This window comes from Actinoplanes sp. NPDC004185, assembly GCF_053603475.1.
Genome location: NZ_JBSGFR010000005.1, coordinates 156,936 through 174,197 on the forward strand (window position 1 = coordinate 156,936; position 17,262 = coordinate 174,197).

Genomic DNA, 17,262 nt, shown 5'->3' on the forward strand with positions numbered 1-17,262 from the left:
GAGTCGCCCGTAGGGTCAGGCCATGGCGGATCTTTTCGAGGAGTACCGCCTCGGCCCCGGCTGGGACGAGATGTTCGGCGAGATCGGCATGCCTCGCGAGACCTACGAGGCCCTGCACGCCACGCTGCAGCCGCTGTCGAGCGCTGAGCTGGGCGTTCGTGCCGAGGTGCTGGCCCGGGCCTTCCTGGACCAGGGCATCACGTTCGCGCTCAAGGGCGTCGAACGACCCTTTCCCCTCGACATCGTCCCGCGGATCATCGCGGCCGCCGAGTGGCGCACGGTCGAGTTGGGCGTCGCGCAGCGGATCCGCGCGCTCGAGGCGTTCCTCGCCGACGTGTACGGCGCCGGCCAGGTGCTCGCGGACGGCGTGGTGCCGCGGCGGATCATCGCCACCAGCGCGCACTTCCTGCGGGCGGCGGCCGGGATCAACCCGCCCAACGGCGTACGGATCCACGTCGCCGGGGTCGACCTGATCCGCGACGAGCAGGGCGCCTTCCGGGTGCTGGAGGACAACGTACGGATCCCGTCCGGGGTCAGCTACGTGATGGAGAACCGCCGGGCGATGGCCCAGGTGCTGCCCGAGGTGTTCGCCGCCACCCGGATCCTGCCGGTGGAGTCGTACCCGAGCATGCTGCTGCGGGCCCTGCGCGCCGCGGCCCCGGTCGGCGTCACCGATCCCACGGTGGTGGTGCTCAGCCCGGGCGTCTACAACTCCGCCTACTTCGAGCACGCCCTGATCGCCCGGGAGATGGGCGTCGAGCTCGTCGAGGGCCGCGACCTGGTGTGCGTCGGCAACGACGTGGCGATGCGGACCACCGCGGGTGAGCAGCGCGTCGACGTCATCTACCGGCGGATCGACGACGACTTCCTCGACCCGGTGCATTTCCGGGCCGACTCGGTGATCGGCGTGGCCGGCCTGCTCAACGCGGCCCGGGCCGGGCGGGTCACCATCGCCAACGCGGTCGGCAACGGCGTCGCCGACGACAAACTGCTCTACACGTACGTGCCCGACCTGATCCGCTACTACCTGGACGAGGAGCCGTTGCTGCCCAACGTGGACACGTACCGGCTGGACGAGCCCGGGGTGCTGGAGGAGGTCCTGCCGCGCGTCGGTGAGCTGGTCCTCAAGCCGGTCGACGGGGCCGGCGGCGCGGGCATCGTGATCGGCTCGCAGGCCTCGGCGGCGGAGCTGGCCGAGGTCACCGCGAAGATCGTCGCCGATCCGCGGGGCTGGATCGCCCAGCGCGAGGTGAAGCTGTCGATGGTGCCGACGCTGATCGGCAACCGGCTGCGCGGCCGGCACGTCGACCTGCGGCCGTTCGCGGTCAACGACGGCGACAAGATCTGGGTGCTGCCCGGCGGCCTGACCCGGGTGGCCCTGCCCGAGGGCGCCCTGGTGGTCAACTCCAGCCAGGGCGGCGGGTCGAAGGACACATGGGTGCTCGCCGACGCCGACGACACCTCACCGTTCGAGGTGCCGCACCTGTCGGCCGACCCGGCGCCGCTGCCCTCGGCGTCCAGCCCGGAGCCCGGCCCGGGCGCCGGCGCCGCTGACTCCCAGCAGCAGCAACAGCAGCAACAGCAGCAGGGAGGGTCGCGATGCTGAGCCGGATCGCCGAGTCGCTCTACTGGATCGGTCGCTACGTCGAGCGCGCCGAGGACACCGCCCGGATCCTGGACGTGCACCTGCAGCGCATCCTGGCCGACCCGTGGACCAGTGAGGACCAGGCCTGCCGGTCGTTGCTCGCGGTGATGGGCATGCCGATGGAGGACGAGCCGTTCACCGCGGCCCGGGTGGTCGGCCTGCTCGGCCTGGACGAGCGCAGCCCCAGCTCGGTGGTCGGCGCGCTGGCCGCGGCCCGGGAGAACGCCCGGGGCGCCCGCGAGACGGTCTCCTCGGAGATGTGGGAATGCCTCAACTCGACCTGGCACGGCCTGCCCAACGCGCGCCGCCGGGTGGAGCAGCAGGGGGTGCACTCGTTCTTCCGCTGGGTGCGGGAGCGCTGTGCGGTGATGACCGGACTGACCGACGCCACCATGAGCCGCGACGAGGGCTGGCTGTTCCTGGTGCTGGGCCGCAGCGTGGAACGGGTGGACATGACCGCGCGGCTGCTGCGCACGCACGAGCGGGCCGGCGGAAGCATTCCGTCCTGGCTGACGCTGCTGCGGTCGAGCGGGGCCTGGGAGACGTTTCTGCGGACGTACCGGGGATCGCTGGACGACCGCCACGCGGCGGAGTTCCTGCTGCTCGACCGGCTCTTCCCGCGCTCGGTCTTCGCCGCCCTCTCCACCGCCGAGGGCTGCCTGGCCGACCTCGAGCCGGACCCCGGCCGGGCCGGCGTGGCGACGGACGCCCAGCGGATCGTCGGGCGGGCCCGCACCAACCTGGAGTTCCGCGGCGCGGATGAGCTGATCGACGACCTCGGGCCGGTGCTGGCCAGCCTGGAGAAGACATGTTCGCAGGTCAACGAGGCCGTCTCGCGGCGCTACTTCCGGCAGACGACCGCGGTCAACTGGGTCCGGGGAGCGGTGGTCGCATGAGTGTCCCCTTGGTGGACAGCTGGCGGCTGAAGATCCAGCACCGCAGCGGGTTCGACTACGCCGGGCCGGTGTCGTCGTCCTACAACGAGGCCCGGATGTGGCCGCGCAACGAGACCCACCAGGCGGTGCTGGACGCCCGGGTCGAGGTGTGGCCGCCGGCGCGCACGTACCGCTACGAGGACTACTGGGGCACGGTGGTCACGGCCTTCGACGTGCACGCCAAGCACGAGGCGCTGACCGTCACGGCGACGTCCACGGTGGAGACCCTGCCGCCGGGCGACCTGATCGAGCAGGGCGAAGGCGCGGCCTGGGACGAACTGGCGGTCCCGGAGAACGTCGACCGCTGGTACGAGCTGCTGCTGGGCACCAAGCGCACCGGCCTGAACGACGAACTGACCGGGATCGCGGCCGACATCCGCGCCGCGCACGCGACACCCCATGCTGCTGCGCTGGCGGTCTGCGAGTTCGTGCGCGGCGAGGTGACCTACCAGCCCGGGGCCACGGGCGTGCAGAGCGACGCACTGCACGCGTGGGAGCAGCGCAAAGGCGTCTGCCAGGACATCAGCCACCTGACCGTAGGGCTGCTGCGCGAGATGGGGCTGCCGGCCCGCTACGTCTCCGGCTATCTGCACCCGAAACCGTCGGCGGCGATCGGGGACAGTGTGGTCGGCCAGAGTCATGCGTGGGTGGAGTGGTGGGTGGGCCGGTGGACGGCCTTCGACCCGACCAACGGCGTGCCGGTGGGGGAGCGCCACGTCGTGGTCGGCCGCGGCCGGGAGTACGGCGATGTGCCGCCGCTCAAGGGCGTGTACGCGGGGCCGGCCAGCACGGGTCAGGCCGTCGAGGTGACGATAACCCGGCTCCGCTGATCCCGCCTGACCCGGGCCGGGGCTCAGGCCAGCGCCGCGGTGAGCGCTGCGGCTACGAAGACCGCCTGCAGGGCGGTGCGCAGCGGCAGCGGGGTGGCGGGCTTGCCGGCCAGCTCGACGTGGTGCCGGGCCGCGTACACATTGGCCGGGAACATCGCCAGCATCAGCAGCGCCAGGCATCCGGCCGCTAGGCGACAGGTCGCCGGCAGCAGCAGCCCCGCGGCCCCGGCCAGCTCCAGGACTCCGGTGACCGTGACCAGCAGCTCCGGCCGGGGCAGGCGCGGCGGGACCATGGCAACCAAGCTCGCGCGCCGGCCGAGACCGAAGTGCGCCAGGCCGGTCAGCAGGAACATCAGGGCCAGCCCCACCCGCAGCGCGGGCAGCCAGCCGTCGAGCGCCTCCACGCCGAGCAGGCCGAGCAGGCGGGCCAGCAGCGTGCCGGCGAACAGAGTGAACAGAGTTGCCATCTCATGTCCTCCAAACTTGTCACTGCCTAGATTCCTCGGTCGCTCGTATCTTGTCAATGGAAAGTTATGCTGGTGACATGAGCTACCACCATGGGGATCTGCGGCGTGCTCTGCTGGCCGCGGCCGCTGCATCGATCGCCGAGGAAGGCCCGGCGGCGCTGAGCCTGCGCGACCTCGCCCGGCGGGCCGGCGTCTCGCACGCCGCGCCGGCTCACCACTTCGGCGACAAGCGAGGGCTGCTCACAGCGCTGGCGGCCGAGGGCTTCGACCTGCTCGCGGCGGCGCTGCGGGAGACCCGGGCGGCGACGGGCAGCTTCCTCGAGCTCGGGGTGACCTACGTGCGGTTCGCGACAACGCATCGAGCGCACTTCGAGGTGATGTGGCGACCGGATCTCTACCACGCGGATGACCCGGCGTTGCTGGCCGCGCGGGCCCGGTCGAGCGCCGCGCTCTACTCAGGGGTCGCTGACCTGCCGGACGGTCAGGCCGGCGCGGAGGTGCGGGAGACGGGGCTGGCGGCGTGGTCGCTCGCGCACGGCTTCGCGACGCTGTGGCTCAGCGGCGCCCTGCCCGACATGCCGGACCTGCCGGACGAAGCAGCCCGGGCCGTGCTCCGGCACCTGCCCCCCGCCGGCTGAGCCGACGAGGAGGTGGCCGGTCAGGCGATCTCGCAGATCGTCGTGCCGGCTGTCACGGTGGCGCCGACCTCGACCGAAAGGCCTGAGACCGTGCCGGCCCGATGAGCCTGCAAGGGCTGCTCCATCTTCATCGCCTCGACGACCACGATCACGTCGCCCTCCGCGACGGTGTCGCCGTTCTGGGCTGCGACCTTCACGATCGTGCCCTGCATCGGGGCGGCCAGCGCGGCGGCGCCGCCTGCTCCTGTGGCCTGGGCTCCGGACCCCGAGCGGCGAGCATGGGGGCGGGCTGGGGTGACTGTGCGCGTACCGGAAAGGTTGGCCGGGAGGCGCACTTCCAGGCGCTTGCCGCCGACCTCGACCACGACAGTTTCGCGCTCTTGATCCTGGTCGGGCACCGGGACCGGGGTGAAGGCGGGGACGCCGCCCGCCCATTCGGTCTCGATCCAGTTGGTGTGCACGGTGAAGTCCACGAACGCCGGGTCGCGCACGACCAGGCGGTGGAACGGCAGCACCGTGGCCATGCCCTCGATGACCGTCTCGTCGAGCACGCGGCGGGCGCGCTGCAGGGCCTCGGTGCGGTCGGCGCCGGTCACGATGATCTTCGCCAGCAGGGAGTCGAAGTTGCCGCCGATCACGTTGCCGGCCTCGACGCCCGCGTCCACCCGCACGCCCGGGCCGGACGGCCAGGTCAGGCTCGTGACCTGGCCCGGGGCCGGCAGGAAGTTGCGGCCGGCGTCCTCGCCGTTGATCCGGAACTCGATCGCGTGCCCGCGCGGGACCGGGTCCTCGGTGAACGGCAGCCGCTCGCCGTCGGCGATGCGGAACTGCTCGCGCACCAGGTCGAGGCCGGTGGTCTCCTCGCTGACCGGGTGCTCGACCTGCAGCCGGGTGTTGACCTCGAGGAACGAGATGGTGCCGTCCTGGCCGACGAGGTATTCGACGGTGCCGGCGCCGTGATAGCCGGCCTCGCGGCAGATCGCCTTGGCGCTGGTGTGGATGCGCGCGCGCTGGTCGTCGCTGAGGAACGGCGCCGGGGCCTCCTCGACGAGCTTCTGGTGGCGGCGCTGCAGGGAGCAGTCGCGGGTGCCGACCACGATCACATTGCCGTGGGTGTCGGCCAGGACCTGCGCCTCGACGTGCCGGGGGCGGTCCAGGTAACGCTCCACGAAGCACTCGCCGCGGCCGAACGCGGCGACCGCCTCGCGCGTCGCCGACTCGAACAGCGCCGGGATCTCCTCGGCGGTGCGGGCGACCTTGAGACCGCGGCCGCCGCCACCGAACGCCGCCTTGATGGCGACCGGCAGGCCGTGCTCGCGGGCGAAGTCGATGATCTCGTCGGCGTGCTTGACCGGCTCGGGCGTGCCCGGCACCAGCGGCGCGCCGGCCCGCTGCGCGATGTGCCGGGCGGTGACCTTGTCGCCCAGGTCGCGGATCGCCTGCGGCGTGGGGCCGATCCAGGTCAGACCCGCATCCTGTACGGCCTGAGCGAAGTCGGCGTTCTCCGACAGGAAGCCGTAGCCGGGGTGGACGGCGTCGGCGCCACTGCGGGCGGCGACGTCGAGCAGCTTGTCGATGCGCAGATAGGTCTCGGCCGCGGTCTCGCCCTCCAGCGCGTACGCCTCGTCGGCGAGTCGCGCGGGCAGCGCGTCGCGATCGGCGTCCGCATAGACGGCGACGCTGGTCAGGCCCGCGTCCTGGCAGGCCCGGATGACACGGACGGCGATCTCGCCGCGATTGGCGATCAGTACCTTGCGCACGGGGCTGAGCCTATCGTCCGGGACCGGCGGGCCGCTCAGTCAAGTTTGGCTATTAACCTGTGAGATATGTCGGCGACCCGCATGATGATCCTCGGTCTGGTCCAGTGGATGCAGCCCGTGCACGGCTACGACGTACGCCGTGAGCTGTTGAGCTGGAGTGCCGACAAGTGGGCCAACGTCCAGCCCGGCTCGATCTACCACGCCCTGCGCAAGCTGGCCGAGGAGGAGCTGCTGCGCGAGGTGGCGACCGAGCAGGTCGGGGCGCGTCCGGCCCGCACGACGTACGAGATCACCGAGAAAGGCATCGCCGAGTTCCAGTCGCTGCTGCGCGGCAACTGGTGGTCGCTCGCCACGCCGGCGGATCCGTTCATGGCCGCGTTCTCGTTCCTGCCCGCCCTCCCGCGCACCGAGGCCGCCGCTGCCCTGCGCAACCGGGCAGTCCAGCTCAGCGCCGGCATCACGCAGCTCCAGTCTCTGATCAGCGCCGACTGGGCCGACAACAAGCCGGTCCACGTCAGCTGGATGTGGGAGCTGTCGATCGATCGCGCCGAGGCGGAGATCCGCTGGTGTGAGCGCACCGCGGCCCGGATCGAGAAGAACGAGCCGTACTTCCCGGCCGGGATGATCACTGAATAATCAAGTTTGACTAGCGCGGCGACCGGTCCTACGCTGCCTCACGACCGGGGCGGGCGTCCGTCTGCCCACGACTGGGGGTCACCATGATCGAAACGCGGGGGCTACGGAAGTCCTTCGTGTCCCGTCAGGGCCGCGAGAAAAAGACCGTCGACGCTGTTCGGGGCGTCGACCTGACCGTCGACGAGGGCGAGATCTTCGGCTTCCTCGGCCCGAACGGGGCCGGCAAGACCACGACGCTGCGCATGCTCGCCACGCTCATCCAGCCCGACGGCGGCGAGGCCACCATCGCGGGCGCCGACCTGCGCAAGGACCCGGGCGAGGTCCGGCGCCGCATCGGGTACGTGGCCCAGGGCGGCAGCACCTGGGACGACTCCACCGCCCGGGAGGAGCTGGTCCTGCAGGCCCGCCTCTACGGCATCTCGAAGTCCGTCGCCACCGACCGGGCCGCCCGCGTGCTGGAGGGTTTCCAGCTCAGCGAGTACGCCGACCGCAAGTGCAAGACCTACTCCGGGGGCCAGCGCCGCCGGGTCGACATCGCGCTCGGCATCATCCACGAGCCGAAGGTGGTCTTCCTCGACGAGCCGACCACCGGCCTCGACCCGCAGAGCCGCGCCCACATGTGGGACGAGATCCGCCGGCTGCGCGCCGAGGGCATGACCGTCTTCATCACCACGCACTACCTGGACGAGGCGGACGCGCTCTGCGACCGCATCTCGATCATGGACAACGGCGAGATCGTCGCCTCGGGCACCCCGGCGGCGCTCAAGCGGGAGATCTCCGGCGACGTGGTCCGGGTCGGGGTGGCGTCACCGGCGCGGGCGGCCGAAGTGCTGGGCTCGGCCGACTTCGTCAACAAGCTGGAGACCCACGAGGACAGCGTCCGGCTCTACGTCGACGAGGGCGCGACCGCGATCCCGCTGATCCTGCGGGCGCTGGACGGCGCGTCCGTGCCGCTGGGCACGATCGAGCTGCACCGGCCCAGCCTCGACGACGTGTTCCTGACCAAGACCGGCCGATCGCTGCGGGAGAGCTGAGCTGTGAAACTGGTACGCGACACCTCACTGATCTTCCAGCGGCAGATGCTGTTGCTGCTGCGCAACCCGATCTGGATCGTCGTCGGCATCTTCCAGCCGGTGATGTATCTGCTGCTGTTCGCGCCGCTGCTGAAGCCGGCGCTGGGAGTGCGGACCAACGCCGAGGCGTACGAGATCTTCGTGCCCGGCCTGCTGGTCCTGCTGGCCATCTTCGGCGGTCTGTTCCAGGGCTTCGGCCTGATCGCCGAGCTGCGCGCGGGGGTGATCGAGCGTTCCCGGGTCACCCCGGTCAGCCGGTTCGCCCTGCTGCTGGGACGGTCACTGCGCGACACCGTGTCCCTGCTGGCCCAGGCGGTGATCATCACGCTGCTGGCGCTCGCCTTCGACCTGCGGGTGTTCATCGGCAACCTGCTGCTGGCGTACCTGATGCTGGCCCTGATCTCGCTGATGACCTCGGCGGTGTCCTATGGGGTGGCGCTGGCGGTCAAGAGCGAGGACGTGCTGGCGCCGGTGATGAACACGGTGGCTCAGCCCGTACTGCTGTTGTCCGGGATCCTGCTGCCGTTGACCTTCGCCCCGGGCTGGCTGCAGGCGGTCGCGGACTGGAACCCGTTCTCGTGGGCGGTCAACGGGGTGCGGGCGTTGTTCCTGGGCGACCTGGGCGCTCCGGCCGTCTGGCAGGGACTGCTGATCATGGCCGTGCTGGCCGCACTGGCCTTGACCTGGGCGGCTCGGCTGTTCGCGCGCAGCGTGCGCTGACCCGGTCCTTGTCGATCCGCCGGCTTGCCGGGGCCTTCTCGATCCGCGGGCTTGCCGGGGCCTTTGTCGATTCGCCGGCTTCCTCAGGGGAGCCGGCGGGCGATGGTCAGGCCGTCGGCGATCGGGAGGATGACCAGCTCGACGCGCGGGTCTTTGCGGGCCACGTCGTTGAAACCGGTGATGAACCGGTCGGACTCACTGCGCGGGTCGACGACCCGGCCCGACCACAGTGTGTTGTCGACCAGGATGACGCCGCCGGGCCGCACCCGCGGGACCAGCTCGTTCCAGTACGTGACGTAGCCGCCCTTGTCGGCGTCGATGAAGACCAGGTCGAGGTAAGGCTCCTCGGGCAACTCCTTGAGCCGCTCAGCGGCCCGCCCGATCCGCAGATCGATCCGGTCGTCGACCCCGGCCCGCTCCCAGTAGCGGTGCGCCAGCCGGGTGAACTGCTCGGAGATGTCGAAACAGACCAGCTGCCCGCCTTCGGCGAGACCCTGCGCGATGGACAGCGCGGACAACCCGGTGAAGGTGCCGACCTCAACCGCATGCCGTACGCCGAGGAGCGAGGTCAGCAACCGCAGAAACGCGGCCTGCTCCGGCGCGACCTGCATGCTGGCATGCCCGGACACCACGGCCCGCGTCTCGGCGATGAGGTCGGCGGTGACCTCGTCGGCCGGCGTGCTGTGACTGAGCACGTAGTCGTGCAGCTCAGGGGTGAGCGGAAGTTCCTTGAAACTCACGGCTGCGCCCTCCACAGCTGGGGAACGGTGAGCCCGAAGCTCATGAGCAACCGCCGGAGCAGCGGCAGCGACAACCCGATGACATTGCCGGCATCCCCCTCGATCCGCTCGACGAACGCGCCGCCCTTGCCGTCCAGGGTGAACGCCCCGGCAACATGCAGAGGCTCGCCCGAGGCGACGTAGGCCAAGATCTCATCATCGGTGATATCGGCGAAATGCACCACGGTGGCCCCGACCTCTTCGGCCTGCTTGCCGCTGACCAGGTCGGTGAGGTGATGCCCGGTGTGCAGCACCCCGGAGCGTCCCCGCATCGCCCGCCAGCGCCGGGTGGCCTCGGCCGGACTGTGCGGCTTCCCGAGGATCTCCCCGTCGAAGGCCAGCACGGAATCACAGCCGAGCACCAGAACGTCAGGATCGGCGGGCAGCGTGGCGGCGACGGCCCGCGCCTTCATCCGGGCGAGCGCAAGACAGAGATCCGCGGCGTTGTCAGCCTCCACCACGGACTCATCGACGCCACTGACCTGGACCGTCGCGTCAATCCCGGCGGCGGCGAGCAGCGCGCGCCGGGCCGGGCTGGCGGAAGCAAGCACCAAGCGAGGGGCGATGTCGGTCTGCACGGGAGTCAACGCTACAAGCCCGGATGATCAGGAGCGCGGGTGGGAGCGACGGCGCGCCAGAAGGAAGGCAGCGAGTCCGCCGAGGACGATGAGGACGGCGACGCCGCTGATGATGAGCGGGGTCTTGCTGCTGGCCGGCTCGGCTTCCGCCCGCGGCGCGGGGGTCGGAGCCGGCGGGGCGGTGGTCGTGGCGGGGGCCGGCGCGGCGGCGGACGACGGCGGGGTGGAGGCGGACCCGTTGAGCGCGGCGACGATGTCGATGATGCCGTGCCCGTAGTCGGGGTCAACCCCGGGCGGACCCTTGTCGACAGCGGTGGACTCAAGCCGCTCAACAACCTCAGCGGCGCTCATGCTGGGGTACTTGCTACGGATTAGAGCGGCCGCCCCAGAAACAATTGCCGCGGCATGGGAGGTGCCTTCTTGGCGGACGCTGTAGCCGCCTTCCCGATTGGTGCTCGTGATGTCTTCCCCAGGCGCGACGACGTCGAGCGCACTTCCCGAGACCGAAATCTTCGCCTGCTTACCGTTACGGTCCACCGCACCTACAGCGACCACGCTTTCAAGAAAGGCTGGCGCTGAAATGGAAACGGCGTCGGGTTTATTGCCAGCCGACGCTACGACCACTACGTCGGCTTCCTCTGCTTCCTTGACGCCTGCAAGGTCGTCCGGGTCGAGTTGCCCACCAAGGGACAGGTTGATGACCTTGGCGCCGTGCGAAATTGCATACCGGATAGCGGGGCCGAGGCTGATGATCGTCTTGCCCTTGCCGAGCACGCGTATCGGCAGGATCTTTGCGTCGGGAGCGATGCCCAGCGCGCGCTGACGGCTGTTGCCATGGGCGGCAATAAGGCCGGCCATGCTGGTGCCGTGTCCTGTCGCGTCCGCCCGCCCGTCACCCCCGGGCTTGAGCATGTCCGTGCCACTTACAACGCCGGTGAGGTCGGGGTGCTTTGCCACACCCGAGTCGATAACGGCGACAGTGACGCCTTTTCCGGTACTGATGCGATGCGCCTGGTCTATATGCAGATAGCTGAGATGCCATTGGTTGTCCCGAACGTCCGCGAATGCGGGGGATCCATAAGCGGCGGCGCCGGCTCCCGCCAGCGCCGCCGTGAACAAGGCGATTAGTTGTCGTCTCATCTCGGATAACCGATAGCGGGACCAGGATCAATAGGGCCGAAATCGTCCGGTGGGCGGACGACCGGATCGACACCTTCGTCGGTCGACCACGGGTTGTCCGGATCCCAGCGATGCTGCTCGCCTTCCTGGCGTCGACCCCGCGGGCGTCCCTGGTTACCCGTCATTGACCCGTTCTGCATGGGCATGCCGTGGGCTGACGTGCCACCTCGGCCGGGCGAGGCGCCGCCCTGCTGGCCGATGACGCCACCGACGGGATTCACCCGGGCCGCGCCGGGTGACCGACCGCCCTGGGCGCCGGTCGGCATCTGCCCGATCATGCCGCTGCCCGGGTTGGCGCCGATAACGCCTCCCGAGGGCATCGTCATGCGGCCGGCGCCGGCAGGCATTCCCGGCTTGACGAGGCCCGATCGTGGCGTCCCCGTGCCGTTCGGCAGCGGCCCGCTGGTCGGGAGGACGCCACCCGCACCGGGGGTTCCGATGAGCCCTGGAACTGGGCCAGGCCCGGGAGTAGGGGGCGTCGGAACCGGTGGTTGAAGGCCCGGATTGGGCGGCGTGATGACTGGCGTATTACCGACTCCGCCGAGAACTGGGCCGGTGCCAACGCCACCGGTGACAGGGCCACTGCCCACCGGGGTGTGCGTTGTCGGCGATACCGGGGTGACATGGGAGGACGTATTCGGGATGACTGATCCTCCGGAGGCCCCGCCGCCACCTCCGCCGGGCGGAGGAATGATCGGTGGAGTGGCGAAGCCGCCTCCGCCTCCATCCATCCGTTGGCCGTTATCGTCTTTCCCGAATCCGTCTTGGCCAGGACGATAGAGCTTCGGCTTCTGCAGGGCCGCCTGTCCGCTCAACAACGTGCTACTCAGGTCGTACATGATGACCCGAGCCTGCCGATTCAGCTCTTCCTGCTGCGCCGCGGACACCGGCGGCGTCTTGGCCGTCGGTGACGGACCCGGAGACGGCGACGGGATCGGCGTAGGCGTCGAAGACGCCGCCGCGGCCTCCTGCTTCTGCTGCCACACGAAGTTCTGCTTGGCGTTGCTCTCGTACTTGTCGTACAGCGCCTCGATCTTTCGCCGGGCCAGGTTCAGCGTCAGCGTCACCGTCGAGAAAGCCGTGTAGTTCGCCGAAGCCGCGTCGTGAGTCGCCTGGAGGTCGGCCATCAGCTTGTCGAGCCGGGCGATGTACGCCGCCGCGGCCGGGCTCTTCGACGGCGGCCACACGCTCGCCAGATTGTCGCGGTAGACCCGGACCTGACCGAGATGCGCAAGGGTCAGGTCGGCCGTCTTGCTCCAGCCGCCGACCACTTGGTAGTGCAGTTCGGTGTCCTGATTGGCGATGGCCGCCCACATGGCCGGCACTTCCTTGGAAGACCAGTGGGTGCCGCCATAGCCGCCGCCCCCGTCAGCGATCAGCATCAGCGGTTCTCCCCTGTTTCGTTCTCGCTCCGCTGCGGGTCGCTCACCGCTGCGAAGCCCTCGTTGACGTCGCGGACTTTCGCCTGGGCGAAGGCGTCGCTGTCGGCGTACTCCTTGCTGATGTCACGCGCGACCACCGCGAAGTGGTGGGTGCCGTCGCGGAAGTTGAAGGTGTTGGAGAAGGTCTGCTGCTGGACCTCGTGATGCAGGTGCAGGAAGCTCTCCAGCTCGGGAAAGTCCGAGTTCGCCCTGGGCAGCACAGTCAGCATGGCCGGGATGACCTTCTGCAGCTGCGGGTCGTATCCCGTCTGAACCTCGTTCGCGAGTGTCGCCGCGAACTCCTCCATCGCCCGGATGTCCGTCTCGATCGAGCTTTCACTGCCGATCAGCGGCGGCGGTCCGTCGTCTGCGATCATGGTCCAAGCCCTCCCCCGAGAGTGCGAAATCATCCGCGAGAGTAGTCTGTCACCGCTTGTTGCTGCAGCCCCTACCCACGGCTATGGACAGTCGCAACGATACCGAGACCCGTCGATGTCAGCGGGGTTGCGCCGAGGATCGCCAGGACGGCCGCACCGCGGCCGGGCGGGCACTTCTCGTCCACGCGGTCAGGCTCGGCGTGCGTGAACGTGAATCGCCGCTCGCGGCTCGGCCGGCCAGCACGCACACCAGCGCCGCCAGCTCTTCCGGGGTCGGTGTGCCCCGCACAACGCTGACCAGCGGTTCCTCATCCATTGATCAAGCTTAAGGCCTTGCGGGAGGTTCTCGGTGACACGTGTCCCACACTCGGCTGATCGATTCGCTGCGGCTCGACATGACCGGGTATTTTCTGCGTGATGTCTACTTCCCCTCCGCTCATTGTCGCTGACCGTTACCGGCTCGTTGCGCCGCTCGGTCAGGGCGGGATGGGTCGTGTCTGGCGGGCGACCGACGTCGTCCTGCACCGCGAGGTCGCCATCAAGGAGCTCGTGCCGCCACCGGGGCTGACTCCCGAGGAACGGCAGGAGATGCGCGAGCGTTCGCTGCGGGAAGCGCGCGCCATCGCCCGGCTCAACAACATCAACGTGGTCCGCGTCTTCGACGTGCTGCGCACCGATGCCGATCCGTGGATCGTCATGGAGTACGTCCCGTCGCGGTCCTTGCAGGACATTCTCGCCGCGGACGGGCCCTTCGCGCCGGTCCGCGCCGCGGAGATCGGCCTGGGCGTGCTCAACGCCCTGCGCGCCGCGCACCGCGCCGGCGTCGTGCACCGCGACGTGAAGCCGGGCAACGTGCTGATCAGCGAGGACGGTCGCGTCGTCCTCACCGACTTCGGTCTGGCCACGGTCCCCGGCGACCCGAACGTGACCCGCACCGGCCTGGTGCTGGGCTCACCGGCCTACATCGCCCCGGAGCGCGCCCGCGACGGCACCGCGGGCCCCGGCGCCGACCTGTGGTCACTGGGCGCAACGCTCTACGCGGCCGTCGAGGGTGCGTCGCCGTTCGCGCGGCCGTCCGCGATCGCCACCCTGGCCGCGCTGGCCACCGAGAATCCACCGCCGGCCCGCAACGCCGGACCGCTCAAGCCGGTGCTCAACGGCCTGCTGCGCAAGGATCCGGCCCACCGCATCAACGCCGAGGAAGCGGAGCGGTTGCTGCTGCGGGCGACCGGCCGCCGGTCGAAGCTGAGCTTCCCGATGAGCCCGACGATGCGCCGCCCCGGCGTCGGCCGCGAACGCCCGTCCGCGGGCCTGACGCCCCCGGTCGTGCCTGGGGTGTCGGCCTCTGCGCCGGTCGTCCCCGGCCCGCGCCCGCCGGTCACTCCCGCGCGGCCGCCGATCACTCCGGCCCGCCCGCCGGTCAGCCCGGCTCGGCCGCCGATCATCCCGGCCCGCGCCCAGGACGCCCCGCCAGGACCTCCCGTCAATCCGGGTCGGCCGCCGGCGGGCCCCGCCACGGGCGGCCGCGGGCCGATCTTCGCGCCCGGCAAGGCCTCGGTGGGCCGCCCACCGGCGGAAACCCCGACGCGGGTCGACGCCCCGAAGCCGCCCGAGTTGGATGCCACCAAGATCGAAAACCGATTCGGTACGGGCACACCATCGTCCCCGCCCCCAGGAGCGGACGCCGCGGCTCCGCGCCGTCCAGCCCTGGACGCGACGATGCGCGGGTCGGGCTCCGCTTTCGGGTCGATCACGGCCGACGAGGTGGCCGCCCACCGCAAGCGCGCCGCAACCCCACCGGGCCAAGCCACCACCCAGCCGCCTGCCACCCAGCCACCCACCGCGCCGGAGTCCCGCAGGCCGACCACCCAGCCCCCGAAGTCACCCCCGGTAACCCCGCGAGCAGCCGCCACCGGCTCCGCCGTGGCCGACCCTCGGTCCACCACGCCACCGGCCACCACCCCGCCACCCCGCACAACAGCCACCGCCCGAGTGACGGCATCGGCCAGGCCCACAGCCCCCCGCCCAGCGGAGAAGCCGACCCCACCGCCTGCAACCCCGCCCTCACCAGGTGCCACCGCCCCAACCGCCGAACGCCCCGACACCAAGACCCCAGGCACCGCGACGCGCGACGCCGCCACCTCGGGCGCCGCCACGGTCGACGCCGCGGTCGACGCCGCGACCTCGGGCACTGCGACGCGCGACGCCTCGGGCGCTGCGACGCGCGACGCCGCAGTCTCGGGCGCTGCGACGCGCGACGCCGCAGTCTCGGGCGCTCCCACGGTCGACGCCGCGACCCGGAGCACTGCGACGCGCGACGCCGCGGCCTCAGGCCCTGCGACGCGCGACGCTGCCACCTTGGGCGCCGCCCCGGTCGACGCCGCGGCCTCGGGCACTGCGACGCATGACGCCGCGAGCTCGGGCGCTGCCACGGTCGACGTCGCGGCCCCAGACGCCGCCACGGTCGACGCCGCGGCCTCAGGCGCCGCGACGCGTGACGCCGCGAGCTCGGGCACCGCCACGGCCTCGGGCGCCGCGATGCGCGGCGCCGGGACCTCGGGCACTGCCACGCCCGACGCCCCGACCCCGGGTAGTGCGACGGGTGACGCTGCGACGCCGGGCGAGGCCACGCGGGATGGTGCGACCCCAGGCGATGACGCGACGCAGGACGGCGCGACGCCAGGCGGAGCCACGCTGGATGAGGTGACCTCGGGTAGCGCGACGCCGGACAAGGCGACGCAGGAGAGTGACTCGTCGGCGGATGATGCCGCGACCTCTACCCCCACTACGGCGAAGAAAAAGTCCGGCCCGCGCATGCCGTTCGGACCGCGCCCCGACTCTGCCACCAAGGTGTCAGCCGGCTCCGACGGTGCGAAGTCGTCTACAAGCGCATCACCAACGGCCTCCGCCGCTTCGGGTGATCTGGCTCAGAAGCCGGCCGAGTCGGCAACTGCAGGCGACGCCGACGCCGCGAGCGGCAAGGGTCAGACCAGCAAGGCTGCCGGCACGGTAGCGGCAGTCGCCGGCATGACCGCAGTTGCCGAAGCCGCCGAGACGGCAGCGGCCGACGCCGACGCCGACGAGGCGAAGCCCGCGATCGAGACGAGCACGACAGCGGCCTCCGACGCGAAGTCTGCCGGCGATGCGGGCGCAATCGAAACGGCGCCAGCTGCCGACAAAGCCGAGGCTGTCTCGGACACGCCCGACCCCGGGATCAGCGGCGCAAGCGATGAAAGCAGTGCGCCGGACGCAGCCGACGACCTGGTCAAGACCGGCGACGCGCCGACAGCGGAAAGCGCCGCAGCCAAGGCCGGGTCGAGTGCGCCGGAGACGGTAAGCGATGCGGCACCGGCAGGGACTTCGCCCACGGCGGTAAGCGATGCGGCACCGGCAGGGACTTCGCCCACGGCGGTAAGCGATGCGGCACCGGCAGGGACTACGCCCACGGCGGGAAGCGACGCTGCTGCGGCAGGGACCGAGGCGACCGGAGCGGAAAGCGACAGCGCCACCGCGGAAACCACCGCGCCCAGCGAAGCTCCGCAAGCAGAGGCCGATACAGCCAAGGCCGGAAGCGAAGCTCCCGAGACGGAGAGCACGGCACCCGAGGCCGGGACGAGCGCCGCCGTAAGCAACGCTGAAACCGGGACAAGCAAGAAGCCGACTGACGGAACGCCCGTCGGCCGGACAGGCGCCGGGGCTACTCGTCCGGGTGCTGGTTCGGGCACGAAGGCATCCCGGAAGAAGGGCAAGGGCCGCACGGCGGCAGCGGTCAAGCCGAGCGTCGCGACAGCAGCCCAGACTTCTCTTGGCGAGGCGCCCCCGGCCGACAAGGTAGCGCCGACCAGCACCACCCCGGCAGCCGGCACCAAGGCTCCTACGGGTGACACGAGCGATGAGTCCACGAAGCCGGCCGAAGCCATCGCCGCGACGACCACGGCTCCGAAGGTTGAGACGCCCGCCCAGCAGTCCGCCCCCGCCAGGAGCGACGCCGAGGCCGGCCGTACCCGGGTCATCAAGCCGACCGGCATCCCGGCCCCCGCCAAGACCGCCGTCATCCCAGCTGCCAAGGCTGCGCCTCGCACCGCCGCGGCTGCCAAGGCCGCCGTGCCGGTCTCCGGCGCCCCGGGTTTCGGTCAGCCGGCCCGCCCGGCCTGGCAGCCGATGACCGTCCGTGCCCCTTCCTCCGGTGGCCGGGGCATCACCGTCTTCGGCACCACGCTCACC

At 70.9% G+C, this 17,262-nt stretch carries 15 protein-coding genes and 1 pseudogene; 8 read left to right on the forward strand and 8 right to left on the reverse strand.

The window, feature by feature from the left end; translation table 11 throughout:
- Positions 1 to 22 precede the first annotated feature (22 nt).
- The 3 genes from ACWEOZ_RS07275 to ACWEOZ_RS07285 are packed head-to-tail and all read left to right on the forward strand — an operon-like array spanning position 23 to position 3,410.
- Entirely contained in the window at positions 23 to 1,606 is a 1,584-nt protein-coding gene (locus ACWEOZ_RS07275; RefSeq protein ID WP_451909853.1) for a circularly permuted type 2 ATP-grasp protein, read from the forward strand.
- On the forward strand, positions 1,600 to 2,541 hold the full coding sequence (locus ACWEOZ_RS07280; protein WP_360545372.1) for an alpha-E domain-containing protein: 942 nt from the start codon (positions 1,600 to 1,602) through the stop codon (positions 2,539 to 2,541). Before ACWEOZ_RS07275 ends, ACWEOZ_RS07280 begins: the two co-directional genes overlap by 7 nt.
- A complete protein-coding gene (locus ACWEOZ_RS07285; RefSeq protein ID WP_451909854.1) occupies positions 2,538 to 3,410 on the forward strand; it encodes a transglutaminase family protein in 873 nt (290 codons plus the stop codon). Before ACWEOZ_RS07280 ends, ACWEOZ_RS07285 begins: the two co-directional genes overlap by 4 nt.
- 23 nt (positions 3,411 to 3,433) lie before the next feature.
- Here the strand turns inward: ACWEOZ_RS07285 and ACWEOZ_RS07290 are convergent, their stop codons facing one another.
- Entirely contained in the window at positions 3,434 to 3,877 is a 444-nt protein-coding gene (locus ACWEOZ_RS07290; protein WP_451909855.1) for a DoxX family protein, read from the reverse strand.
- 56 nt (positions 3,878 to 3,933) lie between these two features.
- On the opposite strand from ACWEOZ_RS07290, the gene ACWEOZ_RS07295 reads away from it, so the two are divergent.
- A complete protein-coding gene (locus ACWEOZ_RS07295; protein WP_451909856.1) occupies positions 3,934 to 4,515 on the forward strand; it encodes a TetR/AcrR family transcriptional regulator in 582 nt (193 codons plus the stop codon).
- A 20-nt stretch (positions 4,516 to 4,535) separates the two neighbouring features.
- On the opposite strand, the gene ACWEOZ_RS07300 is transcribed toward ACWEOZ_RS07295, so the two are convergent.
- Positions 4,536 to 6,275, reverse strand: coding sequence for an acetyl/propionyl/methylcrotonyl-CoA carboxylase subunit alpha (locus tag ACWEOZ_RS07300; protein ID WP_451909857.1), 1,740 nt, complete (start codon positions 6,273 to 6,275; stop codon positions 4,536 to 4,538).
- Between the two features lie 66 nt (positions 6,276 to 6,341).
- On the opposite strand from ACWEOZ_RS07300, the gene ACWEOZ_RS07305 reads away from it, so the two are divergent.
- The 3 genes from ACWEOZ_RS07305 to ACWEOZ_RS07315 all read left to right on the forward strand — a co-directional run bounded on the left by ACWEOZ_RS07305 (position 6,342) and on the right by ACWEOZ_RS07315 (position 8,704).
- Positions 6,342 to 6,911, forward strand: coding sequence for a PadR family transcriptional regulator (locus tag ACWEOZ_RS07305; protein WP_451909858.1), 570 nt, complete (start codon positions 6,342 to 6,344; stop codon positions 6,909 to 6,911).
- A gap of 83 nt (positions 6,912 to 6,994) precedes the next feature.
- A complete protein-coding gene (locus ACWEOZ_RS07310) occupies positions 6,995 to 7,945 on the forward strand; it encodes an ATP-binding cassette domain-containing protein (protein ID WP_451909859.1) in 951 nt (316 codons plus the stop codon).
- Between the two features lie 3 nt (positions 7,946 to 7,948).
- Positions 7,949 to 8,704: an ABC transporter permease gene (locus ACWEOZ_RS07315; RefSeq protein ID WP_451909860.1), complete on the forward strand. Its 756-nt coding sequence runs from the start codon at positions 7,949 to 7,951 to the stop codon at positions 8,702 to 8,704.
- An 83-nt stretch (positions 8,705 to 8,787) separates the two neighbouring features.
- On the opposite strand, the gene ACWEOZ_RS07320 is transcribed toward ACWEOZ_RS07315, so the two are convergent.
- The 6 genes from ACWEOZ_RS07320 to ACWEOZ_RS07345 all read right to left on the reverse strand — a co-directional run bounded on the left by ACWEOZ_RS07320 (position 8,788) and on the right by ACWEOZ_RS07345 (position 13,354).
- Positions 8,788 to 9,444: an O-methyltransferase gene (locus tag ACWEOZ_RS07320; protein ID WP_451909861.1), complete on the reverse strand. Its 657-nt coding sequence runs from the start codon at positions 9,442 to 9,444 to the stop codon at positions 8,788 to 8,790.
- Entirely contained in the window at positions 9,441 to 10,061 is a 621-nt protein-coding gene (locus ACWEOZ_RS07325) for a Maf family protein (protein ID WP_451909862.1), read from the reverse strand. The genes ACWEOZ_RS07320 and ACWEOZ_RS07325 overlap by 4 nt, the downstream gene beginning before the upstream one ends.
- Positions 10,062 to 10,088: 27 nt before the next feature.
- On the reverse strand, positions 10,089 to 11,201 hold the full coding sequence (mycP, locus tag ACWEOZ_RS07330; RefSeq protein ID WP_451909863.1) for a type VII secretion-associated serine protease mycosin: 1,113 nt from the start codon (positions 11,199 to 11,201) through the stop codon (positions 10,089 to 10,091).
- Complete coding sequence (locus ACWEOZ_RS07335; RefSeq protein WP_451909864.1) at positions 11,198 to 12,622, reverse strand: hypothetical protein; 1,425 nt, start codon at positions 12,620 to 12,622, stop codon at positions 11,198 to 11,200. The genes mycP and ACWEOZ_RS07335 overlap by 4 nt, the downstream gene beginning before the upstream one ends.
- Positions 12,622 to 13,038 carry a hypothetical protein gene (locus ACWEOZ_RS07340; RefSeq protein WP_451909865.1) on the reverse strand — a complete coding sequence of 139 codons (417 nt, stop codon included), beginning with the start codon at positions 13,036 to 13,038 and terminating at the stop codon, positions 12,622 to 12,624. The genes ACWEOZ_RS07335 and ACWEOZ_RS07340 overlap by 1 nt, the downstream gene beginning before the upstream one ends.
- 118 nt (positions 13,039 to 13,156) lie before the next feature.
- Positions 13,157 to 13,354 (reverse strand): acyl-CoA carboxylase subunit epsilon, encoded by a 198-nt coding sequence (locus ACWEOZ_RS07345; protein WP_451909866.1) that lies wholly within the window; start codon positions 13,352 to 13,354, stop codon positions 13,157 to 13,159.
- 101 nt (positions 13,355 to 13,455) lie between these two features.
- Here ACWEOZ_RS07345 and ACWEOZ_RS07350 point away from each other — a divergent pair.
- Positions 13,456 to 14,748: pseudogene (locus tag ACWEOZ_RS07350) on the forward strand (protein kinase domain-containing protein); the annotation flags it as partial.
- Positions 14,749 to 17,262: the final 2,514 nt, after the last annotated feature.

Coding starts and splice junctions, on each gene's coding strand:
- ACWEOZ_RS07275 (WP_451909853.1), top strand. CDS start 23: ATGGCGGATCTTTTCGAGGAGTACCGCCTCGGCCCCGGCTGGGACGAG.
- ACWEOZ_RS07280 (WP_360545372.1), top strand. CDS start 1,600: ATGCTGAGCCGGATCGCCGAGTCGCTCTACTGGATCGGTCGCTACGTC.
- ACWEOZ_RS07285 (WP_451909854.1), top strand. CDS start 2,538: ATGAGTGTCCCCTTGGTGGACAGCTGGCGGCTGAAGATCCAGCACCGC.
- ACWEOZ_RS07290 (WP_451909855.1), bottom strand. CDS start 3,877: ATGGCAACTCTGTTCACTCTGTTCGCCGGCACGCTGCTGGCCCGCCTG.
- ACWEOZ_RS07295 (WP_451909856.1), top strand. CDS start 3,934: ATGGAAAGTTATGCTGGTGACATGAGCTACCACCATGGGGATCTGCGG.
- ACWEOZ_RS07305 (WP_451909858.1), top strand. CDS start 6,342: ATGTCGGCGACCCGCATGATGATCCTCGGTCTGGTCCAGTGGATGCAG.
- ACWEOZ_RS07310 (WP_451909859.1), top strand. CDS start 6,995: ATGATCGAAACGCGGGGGCTACGGAAGTCCTTCGTGTCCCGTCAGGGC.
- mycP (WP_451909863.1), bottom strand. CDS start 11,201: ATGAGACGACAACTAATCGCCTTGTTCACGGCGGCGCTGGCGGGAGCC.
- ACWEOZ_RS07335 (WP_451909864.1), bottom strand. CDS start 12,622: ATGCTGATCGCTGACGGGGGCGGCGGCTATGGCGGCACCCACTGGTCT.
- ACWEOZ_RS07340 (WP_451909865.1), bottom strand. CDS start 13,038: ATGATCGCAGACGACGGACCGCCGCCGCTGATCGGCAGTGAAAGCTCG.
- ACWEOZ_RS07345 (WP_451909866.1), bottom strand. CDS start 13,354: ATGGATGAGGAACCGCTGGTCAGCGTTGTGCGGGGCACACCGACCCCG.